This is a genomic window from Haloferula helveola (assembly GCF_037076345.1).
GTDB classification, from domain to species: Bacteria; Verrucomicrobiota; Verrucomicrobiia; order Verrucomicrobiales; family Akkermansiaceae; genus Haloferula; species Haloferula helveola.
In genome coordinates, this window is sequence record NZ_AP024702.1 from 3,475,377 (window position 1) to 3,496,134 (window position 20,758).

The 20,758-nt window shown below is 64.9% G+C and carries 19 protein-coding genes; 7 read left to right on the forward strand and 12 right to left on the reverse strand.

The window, feature by feature from the left end:
- Position 1: 1 nt before the first annotated feature.
- The 3 genes from HAHE_RS13060 to HAHE_RS13070 form a co-directional block, all read right to left on the reverse strand.
- Positions 2-910 (reverse strand): pseudouridine synthase, encoded by a 909-nt coding sequence (locus HAHE_RS13060; protein WP_338685035.1) that lies wholly within the window; start codon positions 908-910, stop codon positions 2-4.
- 107 nt (positions 911-1,017) lie between these two features.
- Positions 1,018-1,173 carry a small basic protein gene (locus tag HAHE_RS13065; RefSeq protein WP_338685037.1) on the reverse strand — a complete coding sequence of 52 codons (156 nt, stop codon included), beginning with the start codon at positions 1,171-1,173 and terminating at the stop codon, positions 1,018-1,020.
- A gap of 165 nt (positions 1,174-1,338) precedes the next feature.
- Positions 1,339-3,825 carry a U32 family peptidase gene (locus HAHE_RS13070; protein WP_338685039.1) on the reverse strand — a complete coding sequence of 829 codons (2,487 nt, stop codon included), beginning with the start codon at positions 3,823-3,825 and terminating at the stop codon, positions 1,339-1,341.
- 131 nt (positions 3,826-3,956) lie between these two features.
- Between HAHE_RS13070 and HAHE_RS13075 the strand changes: the two genes are divergently transcribed.
- From HAHE_RS13075 to HAHE_RS13095, 5 genes are all read left to right on the forward strand, one after another.
- Positions 3,957-5,510, forward strand: a complete 1,554-nt coding sequence (locus HAHE_RS13075; protein WP_338685041.1) for a DUF1800 domain-containing protein — start codon at positions 3,957-3,959, stop codon at positions 5,508-5,510.
- Positions 5,511-5,543: 33 nt separating this feature from the next.
- Positions 5,544-6,839 carry a DUF1501 domain-containing protein gene (locus HAHE_RS13080; protein ID WP_338685043.1) on the forward strand — a complete coding sequence of 432 codons (1,296 nt, stop codon included), beginning with the start codon at positions 5,544-5,546 and terminating at the stop codon, positions 6,837-6,839.
- A gap of 149 nt (positions 6,840-6,988) precedes the next feature.
- Positions 6,989-7,459, forward strand: a complete 471-nt coding sequence (locus tag HAHE_RS13085; protein WP_338685045.1) for a hypothetical protein — start codon at positions 6,989-6,991, stop codon at positions 7,457-7,459.
- A gap of 49 nt (positions 7,460-7,508) precedes the next feature.
- Positions 7,509-8,243, forward strand: coding sequence for an HAD-IB family hydrolase (locus tag HAHE_RS13090; protein ID WP_338685046.1), 735 nt, complete (start codon positions 7,509-7,511; stop codon positions 8,241-8,243).
- Between the two features lie 43 nt (positions 8,244-8,286).
- On the forward strand, positions 8,287-9,492 hold the full coding sequence (locus HAHE_RS13095) for a hypothetical protein (protein ID WP_338685048.1): 1,206 nt from the start codon (positions 8,287-8,289) through the stop codon (positions 9,490-9,492).
- Between the two features lie 4 nt (positions 9,493-9,496).
- Here the strand turns inward: HAHE_RS13095 and HAHE_RS13100 are convergent, their stop codons facing one another.
- The 9 genes from HAHE_RS13100 to HAHE_RS13140 form a co-directional block, all read right to left on the reverse strand.
- Positions 9,497-9,766 carry a hypothetical protein gene (locus tag HAHE_RS13100; RefSeq protein WP_338685049.1) on the reverse strand — a complete coding sequence of 90 codons (270 nt, stop codon included), beginning with the start codon at positions 9,764-9,766 and terminating at the stop codon, positions 9,497-9,499.
- Positions 9,767-9,821: 55 nt separating this feature from the next.
- Positions 9,822-10,304, reverse strand: coding sequence for a 2-C-methyl-D-erythritol 2,4-cyclodiphosphate synthase (gene ispF, locus HAHE_RS13105; RefSeq protein WP_338685050.1), 483 nt, complete (start codon positions 10,302-10,304; stop codon positions 9,822-9,824).
- A gap of 66 nt (positions 10,305-10,370) precedes the next feature.
- Positions 10,371-11,021: a phytanoyl-CoA dioxygenase family protein gene (locus tag HAHE_RS13110; RefSeq protein ID WP_338685051.1), complete on the reverse strand. Its 651-nt coding sequence runs from the start codon at positions 11,019-11,021 to the stop codon at positions 10,371-10,373.
- 17 nt (positions 11,022-11,038) lie between these two features.
- Positions 11,039-11,785, reverse strand: coding sequence for an inositol monophosphatase family protein (locus HAHE_RS13115; protein ID WP_338685053.1), 747 nt, complete (start codon positions 11,783-11,785; stop codon positions 11,039-11,041).
- Positions 11,786-11,848: 63 nt separating this feature from the next.
- Complete coding sequence (locus tag HAHE_RS13120) at positions 11,849-12,343, reverse strand: hypothetical protein (RefSeq protein ID WP_338685054.1); 495 nt, start codon at positions 12,341-12,343, stop codon at positions 11,849-11,851.
- Between the two features lie 181 nt (positions 12,344-12,524).
- Positions 12,525-13,190: a phosphopantothenoylcysteine decarboxylase gene (locus HAHE_RS13125; RefSeq protein ID WP_338685055.1), complete on the reverse strand. Its 666-nt coding sequence runs from the start codon at positions 13,188-13,190 to the stop codon at positions 12,525-12,527.
- 3 nt (positions 13,191-13,193) lie between these two features.
- Positions 13,194-14,738: a hypothetical protein gene (locus HAHE_RS13130; RefSeq protein WP_338685057.1), complete on the reverse strand. Its 1,545-nt coding sequence runs from the start codon at positions 14,736-14,738 to the stop codon at positions 13,194-13,196.
- Between the two features lie 211 nt (positions 14,739-14,949).
- The gene (locus tag HAHE_RS13135) at positions 14,950-17,673 is read right to left on the reverse strand and encodes a phosphoenolpyruvate carboxylase (RefSeq protein WP_338685059.1); all 2,724 of its coding nucleotides are present in this window, start codon (positions 17,671-17,673) and stop codon (positions 14,950-14,952) included.
- Between the two features lie 292 nt (positions 17,674-17,965).
- Entirely contained in the window at positions 17,966-19,027 is a 1,062-nt protein-coding gene (locus HAHE_RS13140) for a CAP domain-containing protein (RefSeq protein WP_338685061.1), read from the reverse strand.
- Positions 19,028-19,566: 539 nt separating this feature from the next.
- Between HAHE_RS13140 and HAHE_RS13145 the strand changes: the two genes are divergently transcribed.
- Together HAHE_RS13145 and secG are read left to right on the forward strand one after the other, a co-directional pair.
- A complete protein-coding gene (locus tag HAHE_RS13145) occupies positions 19,567-19,914 on the forward strand; it encodes an aspartate 1-decarboxylase (RefSeq protein ID WP_338685062.1) in 348 nt (115 codons plus the stop codon).
- 88 nt (positions 19,915-20,002) lie between these two features.
- Positions 20,003-20,746: a preprotein translocase subunit SecG gene (secG, locus tag HAHE_RS13150; RefSeq protein WP_338685063.1), complete on the forward strand. Its 744-nt coding sequence runs from the start codon at positions 20,003-20,005 to the stop codon at positions 20,744-20,746.
- The last annotated feature ends 12 nt before the right edge of the window (positions 20,747-20,758 follow it).

A 20,758-nucleotide genomic window follows, 5' to 3' on the forward strand; every position in this document is an offset into this window, starting at 1 on the left:
ATCATTTTTTACGCCGTTTCCCGGGATTTCCGGATGGCTTTCGCGAGCCTCGGGCGCGTCCGGGCGGCGGGCCGGGCCGCCCCTGTTTGCGGCCATCGCGAGAGCCGCCGGAGCGCGCGGATCCCGCCGATTTGGCCGGCGGTTTCCGGGCGGCTTTCTTGGCCGCCTTCTTCGCCGGTCGGCGCGCGGGTTTCGAACGCTTGCGGGTCGGGTTCTTGAGAAGGAGTTCGATATCGGCCGGCGCGAGCCAGACCCATTTTCCGGGCGGGATGGCCGGCAGGTCGAGCGAGCCGACGCGGATCCGCAGCAGCCGCTGCACGGTGTAGCCGAGCTGCCGGAACATCACGCGGATCTGCCGCTTGTGGCCGGTGGTGAGCACGACGCGGAAGCGCCGCGGCGAGACGCGTTCGATGTCCTTCGCCTGCATCCTTCCGTCCTCGGTGAAGATGCCGCTGAGGAACAGGTCGAGGTGCTCGTCGGTCACCGGCTGGTTCGAGGTGACGAGGTATTCCTTTTCGAGGTCCTTCGAGGGATGCAGGAGCGACTGCGAAAGCTGGCCGTCGTTGGTCATCACCAGCAGGCCTTCCGATTCGCGATCGAGCCGGCCGACGTGCTGGAGATGCTGTAGCGACCCCGGAAGCAGGGCGTAGATCGTGTCGCGGTTGAGTTCGTCGGACTTCGTGCAGACGAGGCCCTTCGGCTTGTGCATCAGGATCGTGCCGGTGGCCTTCGGCTGGACCCTGCGGCCGTCGACCTTGACGAAGTCACGCTCTTCGACCCGTTCGGCGGGGTTCAGGCAGGGTTTGCCGTTGATCTCGACGTGGCCCTCTTGGACCAGCTTGTCGCAGGCGCGGCGGGATCCGACGCCGCAGGAGGCGAGGAACTTGTTGAGCCGGGTGGCGGATTCCATGGCGGGCAGGGATTGTCAGGACGGATCGGGCCGGGGGTCGATACAGAAAAGGCGCGGCCCCGGACCGGGAACCGCGCTCTTTTGAAAATCGTCGGGAGTGGCGGGGATCAATCCTCGCCCTTGGTCTTCGGGAGACCGATCGGGCTCCGGCCCTCTTTCCATTGGCCACGGGCCTTGAGGAGCTTGACGCGCTCGAAGCGCTTCATCACGGAGCGCTTGCCTTCGGCGCCACCCTTGAGCTTGAGACTGTTGTGCTTGGACATGGGAAAATCGCGGTTGCCTGACGCGGGGCGCGGAAACTAGGAGGCAATTTCGGCGATGGCAAGGGGAAAGAATGAAGGAAGGGCGGGCATTTCCCGGTTTACCGGCCCGAAATTCCGGAAGCTTTGACCGTCAGGGCCTTCAGAGCGGCCAGACGGAGAGCTCGGTCACCTCAGGGTCCCTTCGGTCACCCCGAGTTTCTCAAGCGCGGTGACTTCTTCCAAGAGGTCGGCGGGATCGCGTTCGCCGCGGATCAGCGCTTGGTAGGCGCCGATGGTGCGGGAGGCGGCGTCGCGATCCTCGTCGAGGAGCTCGATGCGGAATCGCGACAGCCCGGTGTCGAGCAGGGCCGGCAGGAATCGCGCGCCGGTCTGGGCGCGGCCATTGAAGAGCGTGTTGCGGCAGCCGACGTCGGCCTGCAGGCGGTGGAGCTGGCCGACGCGGTCGCGCAGATGGACGACGTGTTTCTCGCACGGCCGCCCGCAGTCCTTGTAGGTCGTGCCTTCGCTCATGAAGGTGCAGAAGACGCAGTGCTCCATGTGGAAGAGCGGCATGTGCTGGTGCAGGGTGAGCTCGAACCAGTCGGCAGGAGCTCCGCGCAGCAGGTCGAGGACCTGGGAGATGTTGAGGTCGTAGGAAACGGTCAGCCGGTCGAGGCCGGCCGATTCCATCAGGACGCGGGCGGTGATCGGGTTGGCGACGTTGAGCGAGAAGTCGGCCGTCTTCACGAACTCGCTACGGTCTTTGTAGTATTCGAGCCCCGCGAGATTGCGGAGGAGCAGGCCGTCGGGGGCGGCGCGTTCGATCAGCTTGAGGTAGCCGGTTTCGCCCGGCTTGAGGATCCGCGGTGTGGCGAGGTGGAGCCCGGCATCCGAACCGGATTTCAGTGCGACGGCGTCCTTGTAGCGTCGGGGGTCTTCGAAGTCGCAGTAGATGATCTGGACGCCGGCTTCGAGCGCCGCCTCGACTTGGGGGAGGGTGCGGCAGAGGACGGACAAAGCCGGCTCCGCCGGAGTGGCGGGTGAAGAGTGGGAAGTGGAAGGCGGAAGGAGATGGTGGTGGGTGGTGGCGGCCGGGGTTCCGGGGCGGACTGAAGTCCGCGCACCATCCGACTGCAGTGCCGCGACGAGTTGGCGGCGGAGGCGGTTGAGTTCGGAGAGCGGGAGGTGGCAATCGCCTTGGAGGCGGTTGTCGAGGGAGGCGAGCTCGTAGTCGGTGTCGCCGAGACGGCCGAGCTGGGCGATGAGCGTTTCGGTGGCGAGAGGGCGGTTGGCCGCGGGCTGGAGCGGCGTTTCGCTGGAACACCGAACGTCGAACGTCGAACGCTCAACTTCGAAGGAAGAGGAGAGAGTGAGTGGTGAGCCCGGCGAGCCTTCGACGGTGAGATGCAGCGCAGTCTTCTTTGGCGTCAGCTTCGCGTTCTTCCAGAACTTGCGGATCTCGGACTCGAGGGCTGGGTCAGAGGTCTTGTAGAGGGTGACGCCCGGGCGGATGCGGTCGAAATTGATACCGCTGTAGGTGCGGTGGAAGATGATGCGGTCGTTCTCGATCTTCCAGATCGACGCGCCCTGTTCGAGGTCGCGGTTCTCGCCGGCGTCGAAGACCACGCCGTCGCCGGCCTTGAGCGGCGGGGATTGCTCGTCGGGCGGGACGTCCAGACGGATCCATCCGTTCTGCGCCTCGGTGACGGTGCCGAGCAAGGGGCCGCGCTTCTTGCCGAAGCGGCCGTGGGTCAGATACGGGTGGTCGGTGCCGGCCAGCCAGCCGCTGGTGAGTCCGCGGGAGAAGGTCATCTCCAACGCGTAGCGGTCGGCATCGGTGACCGCGGACTCGGTTTGGTCGATCGCGGCATCGAGCGCCTTGCGATACACGCGGGTGACGGCGGCGACGTACTCGGGGGACTTCAGCCGACCTTCGATCTTGTAGGATTTCACGCCCGCGCGGACGAGGTCGGGGATGACGTCGACCGCAGCGAGGTCCTGCGGGCTGAGCAGGTAGCGGACTTCGCCCATCTCGGTCGTTTCACCATCGACGACGAGTTCGTAGGGCATCCGGCAGGCCTGCGCGCACTCGCCACGGTTGGCCGACCGCTGGCCGAGGCTTTCGCTGGTGAGGCACTGGCCGGAGTAGGCGACACAGAGCGCGCCGTGGACGAACACCTCGAGGGGTGTCGTGTCGGATTGCGGGAAGCGTTCGATCTCCCGGATCGAGAGCTCGCGGGCGAGCACGGCGCGGTCGAGAGGGAAGAGCGACTCGACGAAGCGAAGGCCCTCGGGCGAGGTGATCGTCATTTGCGTCGATGCGTGAAGCTCGACCTCGGGCGCCAGCTCGCGGGCCATTTTCGCCAAGCCGAGATCCTGAATGATCAGGGCGTCGACGCCGGCGCTGGCGATCAGCCGGAGCTGCTCGGCGGCGGCTTCGAGTTCGCCGGTGAAGACCAAGGTGTTCATCGCGACGAAGCCCTTCACGCCGTGGCGGTGGAGGAACTGCATCAGTTCCGGCAGGTCCTCGGCGGTGAAGTTGTCGGCGCGCAGCCGGGCGTTGAAGGCGGGGAGTCCGAAGTAGATCGCGTCCGCCCCGGCGGCGACAGCTGCCCGCGCGCAGTCCCAGTTGCCCGCGGGGCTGAGCAGTTCGGGAGTGGCGTCGGTCGTCATCGGTGCGGGAGAAGAAAACCCCGGAGTCCGGCGAAAGCACGGACGAAATGGGTGGCGGTCCGGGCCGATGGGCCGCAACTTACCGTGCTGCCGCCTGTTACCCACCCTGCAACCCAAGCGTACCCAAGGACATGCTCCCCAAAGCGAAGAACGAGTGGACGGTCGAGGAAGCGGCGCACCTCGTCCGCCGGGCCGGATTCGGCGGATCACCCGACCAGATCGCGCGGATCCACGCGATGGGGCGCGAGGCGGCGGTGGACAGCCTGCTCGATCCGGACGAACCGCAGGACGCGATCCCGCTGCCGTCGTGGTACAATCCGGCGCGGCTGGCCGAGGAGCAGCGGGAACGTCTCGAAGAGATGCGCGAGTCCCGGACGGAAGGTCGCTCGATGACGGCTGCGGAGCGCGAGCGAGCGCAGCGGATGGCCCGCCAGGAGGCACAAAGGACGGCGCGCCAACGGTTGATGACGGCCTCCGCATGGTGGTTTGACCGGATGATGAGGACCCGCGCTCCGCTGCGCGAAAAGATGGTCCTGTTTCTCCATGACCACTTCGCGACCTCGTCGCAGAAGGTTCGTCAGCCGGCGTTGATGATGCGCCAGAACGAGCTGCTTCGGGAATACGCGCTTGGCGACTTCCGCAAGCTCACCCACGAGATCGTCCGGGATCCGGCGATGATGCTCTACCTCGACACGCAGACGTCGAAGAAGGGCAAGCCGAACGAGAATTTCGCCCGCGAGGTGATGGAGCTCTTCACCCTCGGCGAGGGCAACTACACCGAGAAGGACATCAAGGAGGCGGCGCGGGCATTCACCGGCTACACCGTGAACCGGTTCAACGGGAAGGTGAGCCACGTGAAGTTCCAGTGGGACTCCGGATCAAAGACCGTGCTTGGCAAGACCGGCAAGTTCGATGGCGACCAGGTCGTTGACATCCTCTTCGAGCAGCAGGCCGCGGCCGAGTACCTGCCCAGTAAGCTGTGGATGTTCTTCGTCGAGGACGAGCCGCCGAAGGCGGTGGTCGAGGAACTCGCCGAAGGCTTCCGGGCATCCGGATTTCAACTCAAGCCGCTGCTCCGCGAGATCTTCCTGTCCCGGGCCTTCTACGACAGCACGGTGATCCGCAACCAGATCAAGAGCCCGATCCAGTTCCTCGTGCAGATGTGCAAGGAACTCGAGGTCCCCGATCTTCCGGGCGGCTACGAGCAGCTCGCGCAGCGGGAGCTCGGGCAGGTGCTTTTCGTGCCGCCGAATGTGGCCGGCTGGGACTGGGGTCGTGCGTGGATCAACACCAACACTCTTCTCAGCCGCTACAATATCGCCGGTGTGATCACCCAAGGTGCGGTGGATGCGCCGGGCACCGAGGGCGGCGGGGAGAACATGATGGACCAGATGGCCGAAGGTGGCGGTCCGGGAATGAAAGTCGTCGCGCGGCTGGTCGGTCGCAACATGCGCGACTGGAAGGGGCCGGACTACGAGAAGCTGGCGCCACGCGAGTTGCGGAAGGATCCCGAGAAGCTGGTGGGCTCGCTCATCGCCCGTTTCTTCCAGAGCGATCCCGGCGACAAGCAGCGCGGGGCGTTTGTCGATTACGCCAAATCGAAGCAGGGCGTGGTTTTCACCAACCACGAGGTTGCCGAGCTCTGCCACCTCATGATGAGCACGCCGCGCTACCAGCTCTGCTGATTTCCCGAACCTGAGATCCCATTCCAAAAGATCATGAAGACAAGACGTGAATTCCTGCGGTCGACGATGCTCGGTGCTTCGTCGGTTTGGACGGTGCCGCTTTTTGTCGAGCGGACCTTCGCCGACCTGCACGCGGGAGCGAAGGACCTGGCGACCCAGGCGGTGACGGGCAAGGATGATACGATTCTCGTCGTACTTCAGCTCGCCGGCGGAAACGACGGACTGAATACCGTGGTGCCCTTCGAGGACGACGCCTATCACAAGGCGCGCCCGCAGATCGGCAAGAAGGGGAAGGACCTGATCAGGCTCGCGGATGGCATCGGGCTGAACAACTCGATGCCGACGCTCGGCAGGATGTTCAAGGAAGGTGATCTCGCGGTGGTCCAGGGGGTCGGCTATCCGAATCCGAACCGCTCCCACTTCGTTTCTACCTCGGTTTGGGAAACCGCGGATCCGCAGGCGCGCTCGAACACCGGGTGGATCGGTCGCTACTTCGACAATGCCTGCCCGGGGTCGGATCCGACGGTCGGGATCTCGCTCAACAAGACCCAGCCGGAGTCGTTTGGCGCGATGAGGAATCCCGGAGTCTGCCTGAGTTCGCCGGAGCTTTACCGGTGGATCCACGGTGGCGGCGAGAAGGCGCAGGCCGAGCAGTTTTTTGAATCCCTCAACTCGCCCGATGCCGCGGTTGACGGCGCTTCCATCGCCGAGCCCTCGGTGGGCAAGGTCGGTGGCGTGGCTGGCGAGTCGAACCTCGCGTTCCTCGAACGCGTCGCGATGGACGCCCGGGTGTCCTCGAAGAAGATCCTCGAGATCGCCTCGAAGCACCGCTCGAAGGTGCAGTATGACGGGACGCCGATCGCGCGCAGCCTTAACATGGTCTCGCGGATGATCGCCGGCCGGATGCCGACGCGGGTTTACTACGTGAGTCACGGCGGCTTCGACACCCACAACCGCCAGGCGAACTCGCACGACCGCTTGCTGGGGCAACTCGACGGCGCGCTGAAGTCGTTCTTCGCCGATCTCAAGGCGCAGGGGAACGCCGACCGGGTGACCGTGATGACCTTCTCCGAGTTTGGGCGCCGCGTCGGCCAGAATGCCAGCCAGGGAACCGACCACGGCCAGGCGTCTTGCCTGTTCGTCGCCGGAGCACCGGTGAAGGGGGGCATCTACGGTGAGCACCCGAGTTTGACCGATCTCGACCGCGGCGACCTGAAGTTCAACGTCGATTTCCGATCGGTCTACGCGACGGTGCTCGAGGACTGGCTGCGGACCAAGTCGCAGCCCGTGCTGAAGGCGGATTACTCGAAACTGGGCTTCATGGGTTGACCTGCGTGCGGACCCCGAGTTTTGGGGCGCATTCCCTGACTTCCGGGGCGAGCTGAAGCTCGCGGTCCGTTTTCGATTCCTATCCCAAGGGTTGCACTTCGAGGTCGGCTTGCGTGGCCATGGATTGTCCGCTACCTAGGTGGCGTCCCATGAGATTCGACTGTCCGGAGTGTGCGCAAGGCATCGAGGTGGAAGCCCGCTACATCGGGAAAGAGGCCAACTGTCCCCACTGCAAGAAGCTGATCCAGGTGCCGATGGTTTCCGGCGATGTACCGCCGGCGACGATCCGGCCTGAAGACATTGTTGAGACGGATGTTCGCTGGACGCGTCTGCCTTGGAGCAAATCGGCCTCGGTCGACAACGCACTGCGAATCGCGCTGCTCGGAGTCGGGGTGGCGATTCTGGTATTCCTGATCCGGATCGACCTGCGGATGGCCTCGTGGCCGACCGTTGAGGATTACCTCCGGGAAAAGGGCGGGGAAGTTCCGTATGGCATGACCGAGAGCGAGGAGCGCGCGCCGATGGTGGCGATCCCCGGCGGGGTGCCGGTCACCGGAGATGTCGACGTGAAGGTTCAGAACCTGGCCGACGATCCGGTTCCGGTGAGGGTCCGCGAGTGAGCCGCTCTCCGGATTTGACCCGTCCGCGCCCGGCTGAAAGCCTGCGGCGGTGACCGAGGAAAATCGCGAAAAGTTTCAGCGTGGCCTGGCCCTGTTCGACTTCGACGGGACGCTGATCCCGTGGGATACGCAGGTGATATTCGCCAACTGCGTGCTCAAGCGCGAGCCGCTGCGCCGGTCGTATCTGGCTCTGTTCGCGCTTTTCGCCCCGCTTTACAAGATCCTCGGTGATGAAGGTCTGAAGCGGGTTTTCCTGAGCTACCTGTGGCGGGTCGAACGGCCGCAGCTCGAGGAGTGGGTGCGTGGCTGGGTCGCGGAGTGGGTGCCCGACCGCTGCTACGCCGCTGTGGTGGAAAAGCTGGAGGCTCACAAGGCGGCGGGGCACCTGACTGTGCTCGCATCGGCCAGTCCGGAATTTTACGTCCGGGAGGTCGGCCGCGTCCTTGGCTTCGACCTCGCGCTCGGCACCGTGGTCGAACAGGACGGGCCGATGCGGCTCTTCCCCGACCTGACGAATCACAAAGGTGAGCAGAAAGTACGACGTTTGTCGGAAATCATCGGAACTCCCGGTATGCGGGGTTGGGCCGGAAGCCATGGTTATACCGATAGCACCGCCGACCTGCCGATGATGCTCGCCTGTCAGCAGGGCACCGTGGTCAATCCGTCCGAGCGGCTGACGGCGATTGCCGAGGACCGGGGCTGGGAGATCCTTCGGCCGGAGGTGCCTTGGAAGGGCAAAGTCGACAAGATCCGGCAGATTTTGCGATTCGCTGCCGGGATCTGACCATTCGCTTCGCCTGCGGAACGGGGTCTGCTTGGATCGCCGCATGAGGCCATGGCTCGCTCTGACCGTTGCGGTCGGAATCGCTTCCGGCTCCGAAGGCGATTGGTGCTGGAGCATTCCCGCGGATGCCGGCGTGGTGGTGAACTCGCCGGAATCTCCGTGGTTGCAGCAGCTCCGTCTCGGTGCCTACGCGCATCACCACTCGGCATTTGTCGACGGAGAAGCCGCCGGATCGGACTTCTGGTATGGCCGCGGATCGGACTGGCGGCGGATGCGTGCCACGGTCCAGGCCTGGGCGTTGGGATGCCTCGGCTTCACCGTGCACGCCAACGTGGTCGAGGACGAAGGTCGCAAGGGAGGCGGCGTGGAGTTCGACTACCAAGGCCTGTTCCTCGCGTGGGCCGAACTCGACCTGAAGAAGCTGGTGCCAGCCGTGCCGCTCGACACGTGGTCGGTCGGCTACGGCAAGCGCAAGCTCAAGGAGCTCAACGAGGAGATGGACACCTCGATCAATGCGATCCTGACGGTCGAGCGCTCGTCGTTCGCTGCCCAGCTCGTGCCTTTTCGGCAAGCCACCGGCACCACCGGGATCTGGACCAGCGGGAGTCTGGGGAGGCATCGGTTTCTTGTCGGGCTCTACACCACCGATGCCTCGCGCGAGTTCGGCAACTGGACCGACGGCACCCTGTTGGTCGGTGGTTGGTCGATGGATTTCTCGAAGGAACTCGGCCTCGACGAAGCGCTGTTCACGATCGGCGGGGGTGTGCAGGACGTCGACGGTCGTGACGAGGTGTACTCGCCGTGGGAGTGGGTGATCACCCCGTGGGCGAGGCTGCGGGGTGAGTGCTGGGCATTGAGGGTCAGTGCCGCTTTCGGAGAGAACGAAGGCCCGTCGAATACGACCGGTGGAGCCTTCTACGGATTCACCGTGATGCCATCGTATCAGTTGGTGAAGGACCGGCTCGAGGCGGTGATGCGATATCAATTCGTCGGATCCGAGGCGCCGCGCGGTGTGCAGCTTACCAGCCGCTATGTCCGCGAGGCCGGCCTGTCGGCCAACGAGGGGATTCCGTTACTCGCCGCCGGGCGCGGCGACGAGTTGCAGTCGCTCTACGGCGGACTCGTGTGGACGATCTGCCCGAAACGCCTGACGGTTCTCGCGGGACTCGAATGGGAGCGCTTGGAGTCGCGGGACCGGGAGATCTACTCCGGCCTTACCGGATGGTTTTCGACGCGCGTGATCTTCTGATTTCTCAGAAAAGCAGAAGCTCGGGGGCCGCGACCTGCCGCGGCTTCGGCTTGGCGAGGATCGCGTCGATCGCAGTGAGCTGGTCGAGAGTCGGAAGCAGGTCTTCTTCCTCAAGGACCCGGCGCAGCCAACCGTTCCAGTAGTCGGCGCTGTTGCCCTCGCGCTGGGAAAGGATCAGCGCGACTTCGCTGAGGCGGCCGCTCGGCGCCAGCTGCTTGCGCGTGCGGCGCAGCCAACTTGCGAGGAACGGACGAGGGGGGCGGGAGGGAACCACGGGCGGATACTACGGAAAGCCGAACTACCTGGCAAGTTGGGAGGCCGGTCTGCCGCTATTTCACCTCGGCCACCGCCATCGCCGCGATGCCCTCGCGGCGCCCGATCGCCCCGAGCAGCTCGTTGGTCGTGGCCTTGATGCCGACCCGCTCGGGCGGCAGTCCGAGGGCCTGGCCGATGTTGGCCTGCATCGCCTCGCGGTGCGGCAGAATCTTCGGTGCTTCGGCGATCAGGGTGGCGTCGACGTTCACCAGCTCGTGGCCCTTGTCGCGGATCAGCTCCGCGGCCTTCTCGAGAATTTTCAGCGACGAGATATCCTTGCAGGACGGATCCCCCGGCGGAAACCAATGCCCGATGTCGGGCAGACCGAGCGCGCCGAGCACGGCGTCGGCGATCGCATGCGAAAGCACGTCGGCATCGGAATGTCCGTCGAGCCCGTGGGAGTGCGGAATTTCCACGCCGCCGAGGATCAGCGGGCGGCCTTCCGCGAAACGGTGGATATCGTAGCCGAGTCCGGTCATGGACGGAGGCTGGAACATCGAACATCGAACGTCCAACCCCGACTTGGTCGGGGCGCGCATCGAATGTCGTCGCCACAATGCGGCTCAGCTTTCGGAGAAGCTCAGCCGGGGATCGAGCGTGTCCGGATCCGCGTATTCGAAGTGGAGGATCCGGCGGCGCGACGGTGCGGTCGACTTGGCCGACGCGTGGAGAATGAGAGGCGACATCAGCAGGATGTCCCCGGCGGAACACTCGCACACGAAAGGGGACTTGTCCGCCCACCGCCCGATCGACGGACGATCGAGTTTCCCCTCGCTGTGCGAACGCGGAATCACCTGCAGGGCGCCGTTGGTGGAGGGGGTGTCGTCGAGGTGGATCCGCAGGGTCCACATGCGCTCCAGGACTTCGAGCGGCGGTTGGACATGCACCGCCTCGTCCTTCCGCGACCAAGGTCCGTAGCCGTCGATCTCACGCTTGCCCGAGACCGTGATGGTCAGGTCCTGATGCCACGCGACGGGCCAGTTGTCCTCGGATGTCTTGTCGAAAAGGATGCTCCGGACCGGCGTCATAGGCGCGGGAAGGAGTCCGAGAAGCCGCGGGTCGCGAGCAAGACGGCGGATTCGATCCGACTTGGCCAGCAGGCGCCTGACACATGGCTTTCCCGCGGCCTTCTGGATCGTGTCGGCCTCTTCCCGGAGATCCTCGAGTTCGTTCTCCGGAAGGATGCCCCGGAGCAGTTGGAAGCCGTCGCGCACTTCGATGGCAAAGGGTTCTACAGCACTTCCTCGATAGGGATCAGGCCGTTGGTTGCGACGATCGCCCAGACGTCGTCCTTGTCGGCGGGAGCAAGGTCGACCTTTCCGCCGGCGGCTTCGACCAGCAACTTGCCGGCGGCGATGTCCCAGAGCGAAATACGGGACTCGACGTAGGCGTCGAGCCGTCCGCTCGCGATGTAGGCGAGGCCGAGTGCTGCCGATCCCATCATGCGCATCTTGCGGGCGCGGAGCGATGCCTTGCGGAAGCGCTCGAGTCCGATCTTGAGGGCTTCCTCGTCCTTGCCGCAGCCGATGAAGAGCGCGCACTCCTCGAGTCTCTCGCGCTTGCTGCAGGAGATCGGCCGGCCGTCGAGCATCGGCTGCCCGCCCTTCTCGACGGTCCACGTTTCGCCAACGATCGGATCGTGGATCACTCCCAGGACAACCTCGCCATCGACGCGGAGAGCGATCGAGACGCAGAAGTGCGGGATGCCGTAGTAGAAGTTCACGGTGCCGTCGATGGGGTCGACGATCCACTGGCGATTCGAGTCCGGATTCCCGGCCAGGCCTTCCTCACCGTAGAACGCGTCGCCATCGCGGGCGCCGAGCAGGATGCCTTCGATCAGTTTTTGTGACTCCTTGTCGAGGGCGAGCTTGATGTCGTGGTGCGAGGCCTCGTCGACGGCGGCGTCGCTGCCGAAGTGCTGTTTGAGAAGCTTTCCCGCCTCGGTGGCGGCATGGACAGTGAGTTCGAGATCGGTCACGGGGAAAGGCTGGGCCGTGAATGACGAATGTCGAACGGCAAATGACGGCCGGGTCGCTCTCCCTCAGTTCTCGGACGGGTGGGGGTCGACGCGGTCGGCAACGCGGGTGATCTTCGCGGTCCGGTTCCACTCGCGGGTGTGCGCGACCACGAGGTCGGTCAGTTCGTCCCAATCGGTCGGGAGGAAGGAGTGGCGCACCAGACGGGTCCGGGTGATCCCGAACAATCCGGGAGCATGGATGTCCATGTGATCCATGGTTTCGTCGATCTTGGAGACTTCCGCGAAGTTGAACGTGATGTGATTTCTGAACCCCGCGCGGAACGTTCCGACCCGAAACGGCTCGGCGAGTTTCTTGCGCATCGTCCTATACTGGGAGACGGCAAGGATCGAGAAGACCACGGTGCACGTCAGGTAAGTGGCGGTTCTCTGGTTCAACCACATGGCGAAATAGAGAAACGGCAGGCAGGCGAAAAAGATCTGCCAGATCCAGGACCGCAGAGGGACCTTCCTGCGGCAGGGGAACTCCCGGTCAGTTTCCTCGGAGGCGGTCGAATTCATGCCGGGTCAGCGGGAGGCGTTGATGGGCCTTTCAAAAACGGTCACGGCGTAAGGCTGTGACCTGACGGACAAATGTCGAACGGCAAATCGGCCCGGAGTGGCGCTTTCCAAGCGCCATGAGTGGGCGCGGCGGTCTCCGACCGCGGGAGGCATCTTCGCGGCTGAAAGCCGCCGCGCCCACTTATGGCTCCTGCAAGGAGCCACTCCCTTTCCGTGTCGCGGCGAGGACCTCGATTTCGCGGACGAGACGATGGGAAAGGTGATGCTTCTCGTCCTCGGGGATCGCTTCGCTGTGGTTCGGGTAAACCAGCAGCAGTTCGTTGCGGTCGGACTCGAACCCGATGCCGGGCTTTGAAACGTCGTTGCCAATGATGAGGTCGCACTGCTTGCGGACGAGTTTGCCGCGCGCGTGCTCCTCGAGGTTTTCGGTTTCCGCGGCGAAGCCGACGAGCGTGCCGGTGAAGTTCATTTTCGAGCGTGCCGAGCCGAGGATGTCGGGATTGCGGATCAGTTCGATGGTCATCGACTCACCCGACTTCTTGATTTTCTGATCGGGCGCGCTGGCCGGGCGGTAGTCGGCGACCGCCGCGGCGAAGACGGCGGCATCCATCCGGAACAGATGACGCCCGACCGCCTCGAACATTTCGAGCGCCGTTTCCACCGGCACGAAGTCGATGCCGGGCGGCACGTCGAGATCGGTGGGCCCCGAGACCAGCAGCACGTGATGTCCGGCTTCCGCGAAGGCGGCGGCCAGTGCGTAGCCCATCTTGCCGGACGACCGGTTGCTCAGGTAGCGGACCGGGTCGAGCGGTTCGCGGGTCGGGCCGGCGGTGATGAGGACTTTCAAGGGTCAGGGTTCCGTGGGCGCGGATTCCTCGGCTTCCGGTTTCTCGGGTTCCGCCGGGGTTTCCTCCTCCGCGGCAGGGGTCGACATCTTGAGCGCCTCGAGCTGCTTCTGGGCCTTGGCGAGGAGCTCGGGCGTCAACTTGCCGGAAAGTTCGCCAAGCAGCTTCTTGGCGTTCTCGTCGCCGCGTTCCACGGCGAGCGAGGCCAGCGCCCAGGCTTTCGGGAGGTCGGGCTCGGTACCGATGCCGGCAGCGTGCATCCGGGCGAGAGCGGCGGTGGCCGCGGCGTGGCCCTGATTGGCGGCGAGGGTGTAGAGTTCGCCGGCATTGTTGAGGTTGGCGGTCACGCCGACGCCGCGTTCGTAGAGTGTGGCGAGATTGTTCTGGGCGGTAGCGAGACCGGCCTTGGCGGCGCGGGTCAGCCAGACCGCGGCGGCCGGGGCGTCAGCCTTGCCGAGCTTGCCGGAGAGGTAGAGCAAGCCGAGTTCGTTCTGGGCAACCGGGATTCCTCCGTCGGCCGCGGCGACGAGGTGGCTGTAAATCTTGAGCGGTTCCGGTTCCTCGACCGATGACGCGAGGCGGGCGAGTTCGAGGTGGGCGGTCGCGCTGCCGGCTTCGGCGGCCTTTTCCAGCCAATCGGTGGCGGCTTTCTTGTCGGTCTCGACGCCGACACCGTTGAAGAGCATCCCGGCGAGGCGGAGCATGCAGTCGGGTTGTTCCGCTTCCGCGCCCTTGAGGTAGGCGGCGTAGGCGGCCTTCTTGTCCTCCTTCACGTTCTCTTCGAAGTCACCGAGCGCGAGGTAAGCCATCGGCTGCTTCGCCTCGATCGCCTTGGCCAGCCACTCGCGACCCTTCTTCTCGTCGCGCAGTTCCTCGTCGCCGTTCAGCAAGCGTGACCCGAGCGGCAGGTAGGCGGCTTCCACTTCCTTGTCGGCCGCCTTCTGGAAAAGACCGAGCGCCTTCTTCTGGTCGGCCTTTTCGGGGAATCCGAAGTCGCCGCTGTAGAGGCGGGCGAGCAGCAGCAATGCGGCGGTGTCGCCGGACTCACTCGCGCTGCTCCACCACTTCACCGCCTGGTCGATGTCCGGCTTTTCGCTGAGCAGGCCGCGCAGATAGGCCTCACCGAGGATCCGACCGGCGGTGCCGGGGTCGGTCTTGGCGGCGGTCTCGAGGGCCTCGCGACCGGTCTGCTTTTCGGCATCGTCCTTCGAGTTGAGGAGGATCAGCGCGCGGCGGTAGGTGGCCTCCTTGTGATCCTTGGCGGCGGCCTGCTTGTAGAACTCGAGCGCGTTCTCTCGCGATGCCTCGATGCCTTGGCCGGTTTCGGAAGCGTAGCCGAGGAGGAAAAGGGCGTCGCCATTGCCTTCTTCGGCGAGTTTTCGGGCAGCCTCGACGCCGGCGGTGTGGCGGCCTTGGTTGAAGAGCTCGAGCGCTTCCTTGAGCGGGCCGTCCTCGACGTCGGGCAGGACGGCGGGAGTTTCGGGAGCGATGGGGTTTTCCTCGGCGAGGATGGGCATGCCGAGGGCGAGCAGAAGCAGCAGGGTTTTCACGGGGGGAAGTTTGCGGGGGATTGCCGCGGGGGAAAGGGTGAATTGTGGATAGGGGGAAAGCCAAGGACGGACCGCGAGCTTCAGCTCGCCCCGGTGCACGGGGGTATTGATCTCGAACTGGGTGGGGACCGGCTTCAAGCGGCCCCGGAAAGCCTTTGGTTCCGGGGCGCGAGTGGGCTCGCGCGGTCCGCTGTCGCTTCCCGATCCGACGTCAACCGGTCGTGCGGAGGCCGGAGGAGATCGCGTTGATCGACAGCAGCAGCTTGGGGAACATGACTTCGGCGTCGGTTTCCTTGCCGGCGGCCACCAACCCGCGCCACTGGCGGAGAAGTTCGACCTGCTGGCGGTGGAGCACGCGCAGCGGTGCCTCGCGGATCTCGAGCGTCTTGGCCATGCGCGGCCGGCGGCCCTGCATTTCACCATCGAAAAGCTCGGCGAGCAGGTCGCGGGTGCGTTCGAACTCGGCGACGATCATGTCCATGAACTTGGTTCGCAGGGCGTCGTCTCCGACGAGGCCGGCGTAGTCGCTCATGATGTCGAGGTTGGCCGAGGCCAGGTTGGTTTCGACGTTGGTCAGGGTGTAGGCGAGGAATGTCGAGTGGGGCAGGGCGGCCTTGAGCTCGTCGAACTTCTCCGGGCTCTCCTGCTTGAGTGACTCCAGCGCGGTGCCGACGCCGTACCAGCCGGGCAGGTAGAAGCGCGCCTGGGTCCACGAGAAGACCCACGGGATTGCGCGCAGGTCGGCGATCGAGTGGCCCTTCTTGCCGGTCCGGCGGGCCGGTCGCGATCCGATCCGGGAATTCTCCAGCGCGTCGATCGGGGTGACCTCGCGGTAGAACTCGATGAAGCCCTCGGTGCGCAGCAGCATCTGGTAGGCTTGCTGGCTGGCTTCGGAAAGGGCGGGAAGCAGCGGGTCGGCCGGATCCGGTTGCGAGGCCGGCTGACTGTGGCTGGCGGTGGTGTAGGCCGCGCCCGCGAGCAGCAGCTCGAGGTGGTAGGTGGCGTTGGCGAGGTTCGCGTACTTCTGCGCGATCGTTTCACCCTGCTCGGTCATGCGGAAGCCGCCGGAAAGCGATCCGTGGGGCAGGGCGGCCATGAACCAGTGGGTCGGGCCGGCGCCACGGGAAATCGTGCCGCCGCGGCCATGGAAGTAGCGCAGCTTGATGCCGAACTCCTTGGCGACCGCACTGAGGTTCTCTTGTGCGCGGTGGAGCGTCCAACCGGCGGTGAGGATGCCGCAGTCCTTGTTCGAGTCCGAGTAGCCGAGCATGACCTGCTGCTCGGGCGACTTGCGGCGCTTGACCAGCGGGTGGCTGAGAAAATCGGAGAGCACGCCCGGAGCTCGTTCGAGGTCGTCCATCGTCTCAAAGAGCGGCACAACTTCGAGCGGGCAGACGGGGCCGTCCGGGGTCGACTCGGTCAGTCCGGCCTCGCGGGCGAGCAGGAACACACCAAGCAGATCGGAGAGCTGGCGGGTCATCGACACGATCAACGCGCCGAGGCCCTGGCCGTGGTCGCGGCGGTGCGTGGCGAGCACGCGGTAGGCGTCGAGGACGAGGTCGGCCTGTTCGCCGGCGCTGGCGGTGTCGTGAAGGAAGGGTCGCGGCGACTGCAGCTCGCGGTTGAGCATTTCGAGACGCTTCTCCTCGGGCCAGCTCGGGTAGCTCTCGCCATCGGGCACACCCGCCGCCACGAGCAGCTGCGAGATCGCGTTGTCGTGGAACTCCGAGTTCTGTCGTACATCGAGCGTGGCGAGGTGGAAGCCGAAGATGTCGAGCTTCTGCCGGAGAGGTCGCAGGTACTGTTCCTCGATGAGCGTGCAGCCGCTGTCGCGGATGCTGTCGGAAAGCAGATCGATGTCCTTGCTGAGCGCTTCGGGATTCGGATAACCGGCGTGGCCGTCGATCTGACGGCGCAACCTTGCGGCCATCAACGCGACAAGATGCCGCCACGGTTCTTCCTGGAAGCGGTTGTGGAGATCGGTGGCCGCGGCCTCGTCGCCGAGCACGAAGGCAAGTTCGTCGATGCGGGTGTCGAGCGCCTCCGGCACTTCATTGAGCTGGCGGGTCAGCGTCAGTTGCGTGGCGAGCTGCTCGAGTTCGCGGGCGTGCAGTTGCAGCGCGGCATTGCGCAGCATCTTGAGCGCGGTCGCGGTGACATCGGGCGTGACCAGCGGGTGGCCATCGCGGTCGCCGCCGATCCAGGTGCCGAACGACAGCCGCGGGATGTTGCCGGCGGCGCGCAGCGACTCGAGCGGGAAGCCGGCGTCGCGCCAGGCCTCGGTGAAGTGCAGGTCGAGACGGTTGAGCGCGGCGGGGAAAAGATCGCGCAGGTAGTGGATGGCATCGCGCAGCTCGCGGAACAGGTCGGGCCGGACGAGGTGGATTTCTCCGGTCCGCCACAGCGTTTCGAGCGAGGTCACGATGCGTTCGCGGATCCGCCGGCGTTCGCGTTCGGTGTATTTCGGATACTCGTTGCGGACGAGCTCGTTGTAGAGCGCGCGGTGTCGCTCGCGGACCGAACTCCGCTTGGCCTCGGTCGGGTGCGCGGTGAGCACCGGTTGGACATCGACTTCGCCAAGCACCTTGATGATTTCCTCAGGCGATAGTCCGAGGCCCGACATGTCCTTCAGCGCCCGAGGCCAGAGGCCGCGGATCGATTCCGGGCCGAGCGTTTTCTCGCGTTCGCGGCGAATCGCGGCGGCGACGCGTTCCTCGACCATGTTGAGCAATTGGAAGCCGATCGAGTAGAGCTGCTGGGTGCCTTCCGGCGGCTGTTCCTCCGGCACCGATCCCGACCATGGCAGGTAGGGCAGCAGTTCCGTCTCGCCGAGCGAACGGAGGGCGTCGCTGAGGCAGTCGATGAGAAACCGCAGGTTCTCGTCGATCAGTTCGAAACCTTCGAGTCGGAGTTGTTCGCGGGTGGAGGAAGTCATCGGCCCCGCGATTGAAGCAGGGAACGGCCCAAATCAATATCCAATATCCAACAAGGAATGATCAATCTTCAGTGGGGAGAAGCTTGGCCGACCTTGTAGGCAGGGATCGGATCCCTTCGAACATTCAACATTCAGCAAGGAATGGTGAAGGATCAAGGACACCGCGTCCGGTGGTGGAGGCGATTCGTGGCTCCGCAAACGGTCGCTTCCACCGAGGGTGCCCGAGGTCAGATGCAGGTCGGCCTCGAACCCGTTGGAAATTGAGAATTCCTTGTTGGATATTGGATATTCCTCATTGCCTCCCCGTCATCATCGTCCAGTGGTTGCCGGCGATGCCGACACCGAGGACGTTGGGGCCGGAGGCCATCATGATGAAGCGGTGGCCGTCGGAGCCGAACCAGCCGTTGTAGGCGGCCTGCGGATTGCCGGAGCCCATGTAGATGTTCTCGCCGCTGGCGTTGCCCTTGAAGCCCGCGAGCCTGGCCCGGTCCCAAGGCGTCTTCTTGTCCTTTACGGGTGACTCATGGGCGAAGAATCCGAGCCGAACCATGTCCTTCGAGTGACCTTCGGCCGCGTCGGAGAGCTTTTCCTCGAGCCGCAGCGGACCGAGGCCGAGCACGGCGCGTTCGCCGTTGAGGATGCCGGCGAAAGTCTGCATGGCGCCCTTGGCCCACGGGCCGGCGGTTTTGTTGGCTTCGGCGGCCTTTTCGAAGGACGTGACGGCTTCGCGGGTCTTGCTGAAGCGTTTCCGGAGCTTTTCCAGATGATGGGCCTCGATGTGGTTTCGGACCGTCTGGTCGCGCAGATCGGCTTCGGAGAGGTCGGCGGTTTCGGATTCCTCTTCGAATCGTTCGATCTCCCGCGTGATCTCGACCATGGCGTCAATGTGGGCATTGATCGCGGCATCGAAGCTTTTCGTTTCCGCGCGGCCGGCACGGTTGACGCGGGTGTGGAGCTCGGCGAGCGCGTCCATTTCCTCGCGTAGCATCGCGATCTTCTTCGGCTCCTTCTTCCAGTCGGTGCGGATCAGCGGGATGACCCGCTGGCGTTCGGCATCGAGCTGGTCGGCCAGCGTCTGGTGCTCGGCGTAAGGGTTGCTGCGTCCGCGAGTGCCGCGGCACAGCGTGTCGATCGCCTTGTCGTGGAAGTCGCGGGCCTTATCGAGGGCGTCGCGATACTTCGGCATCGCGTCGGGCCCCATCTGCAGCCACGAGGTGTAGGCGGCACGGCGTTTCGATGCCTCGAGCGAGGTCATCCATTGGTTCGCCTTGCGGATGAAGGCAAGCTCGTCGGGCGATTGCTGGGCCACCGCGGGCAAGGCGGCCAGAATCAGGATCAGGATCGGGTTTCTCATGCGCGGGCAGCGTCGTGGATCGGGCGGATGGGAGGAAACGCTGGCTGGGGTAACCCTGCAAGTCCGCTTTGGTCGCGTCTCGGGCATGCAGAGATCAGGAAAACCGAACCGTCCTCGGTCATGAATCGGTTCATGTCCGACGAAGGCCTCCGAAGCTCTGCCGAACCGGGCTCGGATTGCCTCGTTCTCCGCTCCGGCAGGGGGTTTGCAGCCGATGAATTCGCCTCCACCGGGGTCCAAACGCGGTGGCTGCGTCCGGCCTTGGGGCTTTCTGTCGCGATCGCAGGGCATCTTCACTTGGATTCTTTGGGGAACCACGAATGGACACAAATGCCGGTCCATCGGAGCCTTGCGGCGGCGTACTTCGACGACTCCCGGGTATTCCGGCACGGCGGACCCACCTGATTGGACGTCGGTCTCGTCGAGATTCGTGTGAATTCGCGTCCCTTCGTGGTTCGAATTCCCGTATATAGCTACCTTTGTCGCGACCGGCTTACCGCTTGACCCGCTTCGGGCGCGGTGATTCGTTCCGCCCTGCCATGCTTCGCCAGGTTCTCAAGTCCAAGCTCTACAAGGCGGTCGTGACCGACTCGATCGTCGATTACGAGGGCAGCATCGAGATTCCCCGCGATCTCATGGAGGCGGCCGACCTGTGGCCCGGAGAAAAGGTGCTGGTGGCTTCGATCGACACCACCGCCCGACTCGAAACCTACGTGCTGCCGGGCGAGCCGGGCACCGGGCGGATTCTGGTCAATGGCGGCGCCGCCAACCGGATCAAGCAGGGCGAGCGGCTGACCATCATGGCTTTCGCTCTCAGCGAGACGCCGGTCGAGCCCGTGAAGCTGGTCCTCGACGCCGAGAACCGGATCGTCCGGGCGGGCCGCTGAGCCCGCTTTTCCGGCCCTGCGACGGCCTGATTTTCAGGGCAAAAGCCCGCTTTACATCCCGGAAACCCTCTGACAGTTTCCCGCCCCCATGATTCTCGCCGCTATCGACTGGCTCGACATCAGCATCAAGCTGCTGCTGATCGTCTTCGTAATCGACGCGCTCCTGATGAGCATGCTGATCCTCATGCAGCGGCCGAAGCAGGAAGGTCTCGGTGCCGCTTTCGGCTCCGGCATGACCGACCAGATGTTCGGCGCGCGCACCACCGACGTTCTGCAGAAGGGCACGGTGTGGCTCGGCACGCTTTTCTTCGTCCTCACCCTGACCCTGGCAATTCTCTACGCTCGCCAGAACGAGAGCCAGCCGACGCTCGCCAAGGACGAGGCACCGGCCGAGGAAGAGGTGGTCGAGGAGACTCCGACTGAGGAGGAAGGTTCGCTTGAAGACGCCCTCGAGGGATCGCTGGTTGATCCGACCGGAGGCGCTGCCGAAGAAACCGAGGAGATGCCTGCCGAGGGCTCGGCCACGACGGAGGATTCCGATGAGTCGACGGATCCGGCGGCGACCGACACCACCGACGGCGGAACCGCCGAGGAAACTCCGGCGACGACCGACGAGGAGATGCCGGCCGAAACCTCGGGAGAGACGACTCCGTCCGAAGGTTCCTCCACCGAGGGAACGGGCGACGAGTCGAACGAAACGCCGGCGGCGGATGATGCTGCGGGCGACGAAGACTCTCCTGCTGCCGACGGCGAGCCTGCGGCCGAAGAGGCCCCCGCCGGTGAGGCGGAAGAGCCTGCTGCTGCGGGCGATGGCGAAGAAGAGCAGCCCTGAGGCCTTCGCTCT

What these genes read in the sequence shown, in the direction of transcription:
- HAHE_RS13060 (WP_338685035.1), bottom strand. Translation starts at nt 910, where the DNA reads ATGGAATCCGCCACCCGGCTCAACAAGTTCCTCGCCTCCTGCGGCGTC.
- HAHE_RS13065 (WP_338685037.1), bottom strand. Translation starts at nt 1,173, where the DNA reads ATGTCCAAGCACAACAGTCTCAAGCTCAAGGGTGGCGCCGAAGGCAAG.
- HAHE_RS13070 (WP_338685039.1), bottom strand. Translation starts at nt 3,825, where the DNA reads ATGACGACCGACGCCACTCCCGAACTGCTCAGCCCCGCGGGCAACTGG.
- HAHE_RS13075 (WP_338685041.1), top strand. Translation starts at nt 3,957, where the DNA reads ATGCTCCCCAAAGCGAAGAACGAGTGGACGGTCGAGGAAGCGGCGCAC.
- HAHE_RS13080 (WP_338685043.1), top strand. Translation starts at nt 5,544, where the DNA reads ATGAAGACAAGACGTGAATTCCTGCGGTCGACGATGCTCGGTGCTTCG.
- HAHE_RS13085 (WP_338685045.1), top strand. Translation starts at nt 6,989, where the DNA reads ATGAGATTCGACTGTCCGGAGTGTGCGCAAGGCATCGAGGTGGAAGCC.
- HAHE_RS13095 (WP_338685048.1), top strand. Translation starts at nt 8,287, where the DNA reads ATGAGGCCATGGCTCGCTCTGACCGTTGCGGTCGGAATCGCTTCCGGC.
- ispF (WP_338685050.1), bottom strand. Translation starts at nt 10,304, where the DNA reads ATGTTCCAGCCTCCGTCCATGACCGGACTCGGCTACGATATCCACCGT.
- HAHE_RS13120 (WP_338685054.1), bottom strand. Translation starts at nt 12,343, where the DNA reads ATGAATTCGACCGCCTCCGAGGAAACTGACCGGGAGTTCCCCTGCCGC.
- HAHE_RS13135 (WP_338685059.1), bottom strand. Translation starts at nt 17,673, where the DNA reads ATGACTTCCTCCACCCGCGAACAACTCCGACTCGAAGGTTTCGAACTG.
- HAHE_RS13140 (WP_338685061.1), bottom strand. Translation starts at nt 19,027, where the DNA reads ATGAGAAACCCGATCCTGATCCTGATTCTGGCCGCCTTGCCCGCGGTG.
- HAHE_RS13145 (WP_338685062.1), top strand. Translation starts at nt 19,567, where the DNA reads ATGCTTCGCCAGGTTCTCAAGTCCAAGCTCTACAAGGCGGTCGTGACC.
- secG (WP_338685063.1), top strand. Translation starts at nt 20,003, where the DNA reads ATGATTCTCGCCGCTATCGACTGGCTCGACATCAGCATCAAGCTGCTG.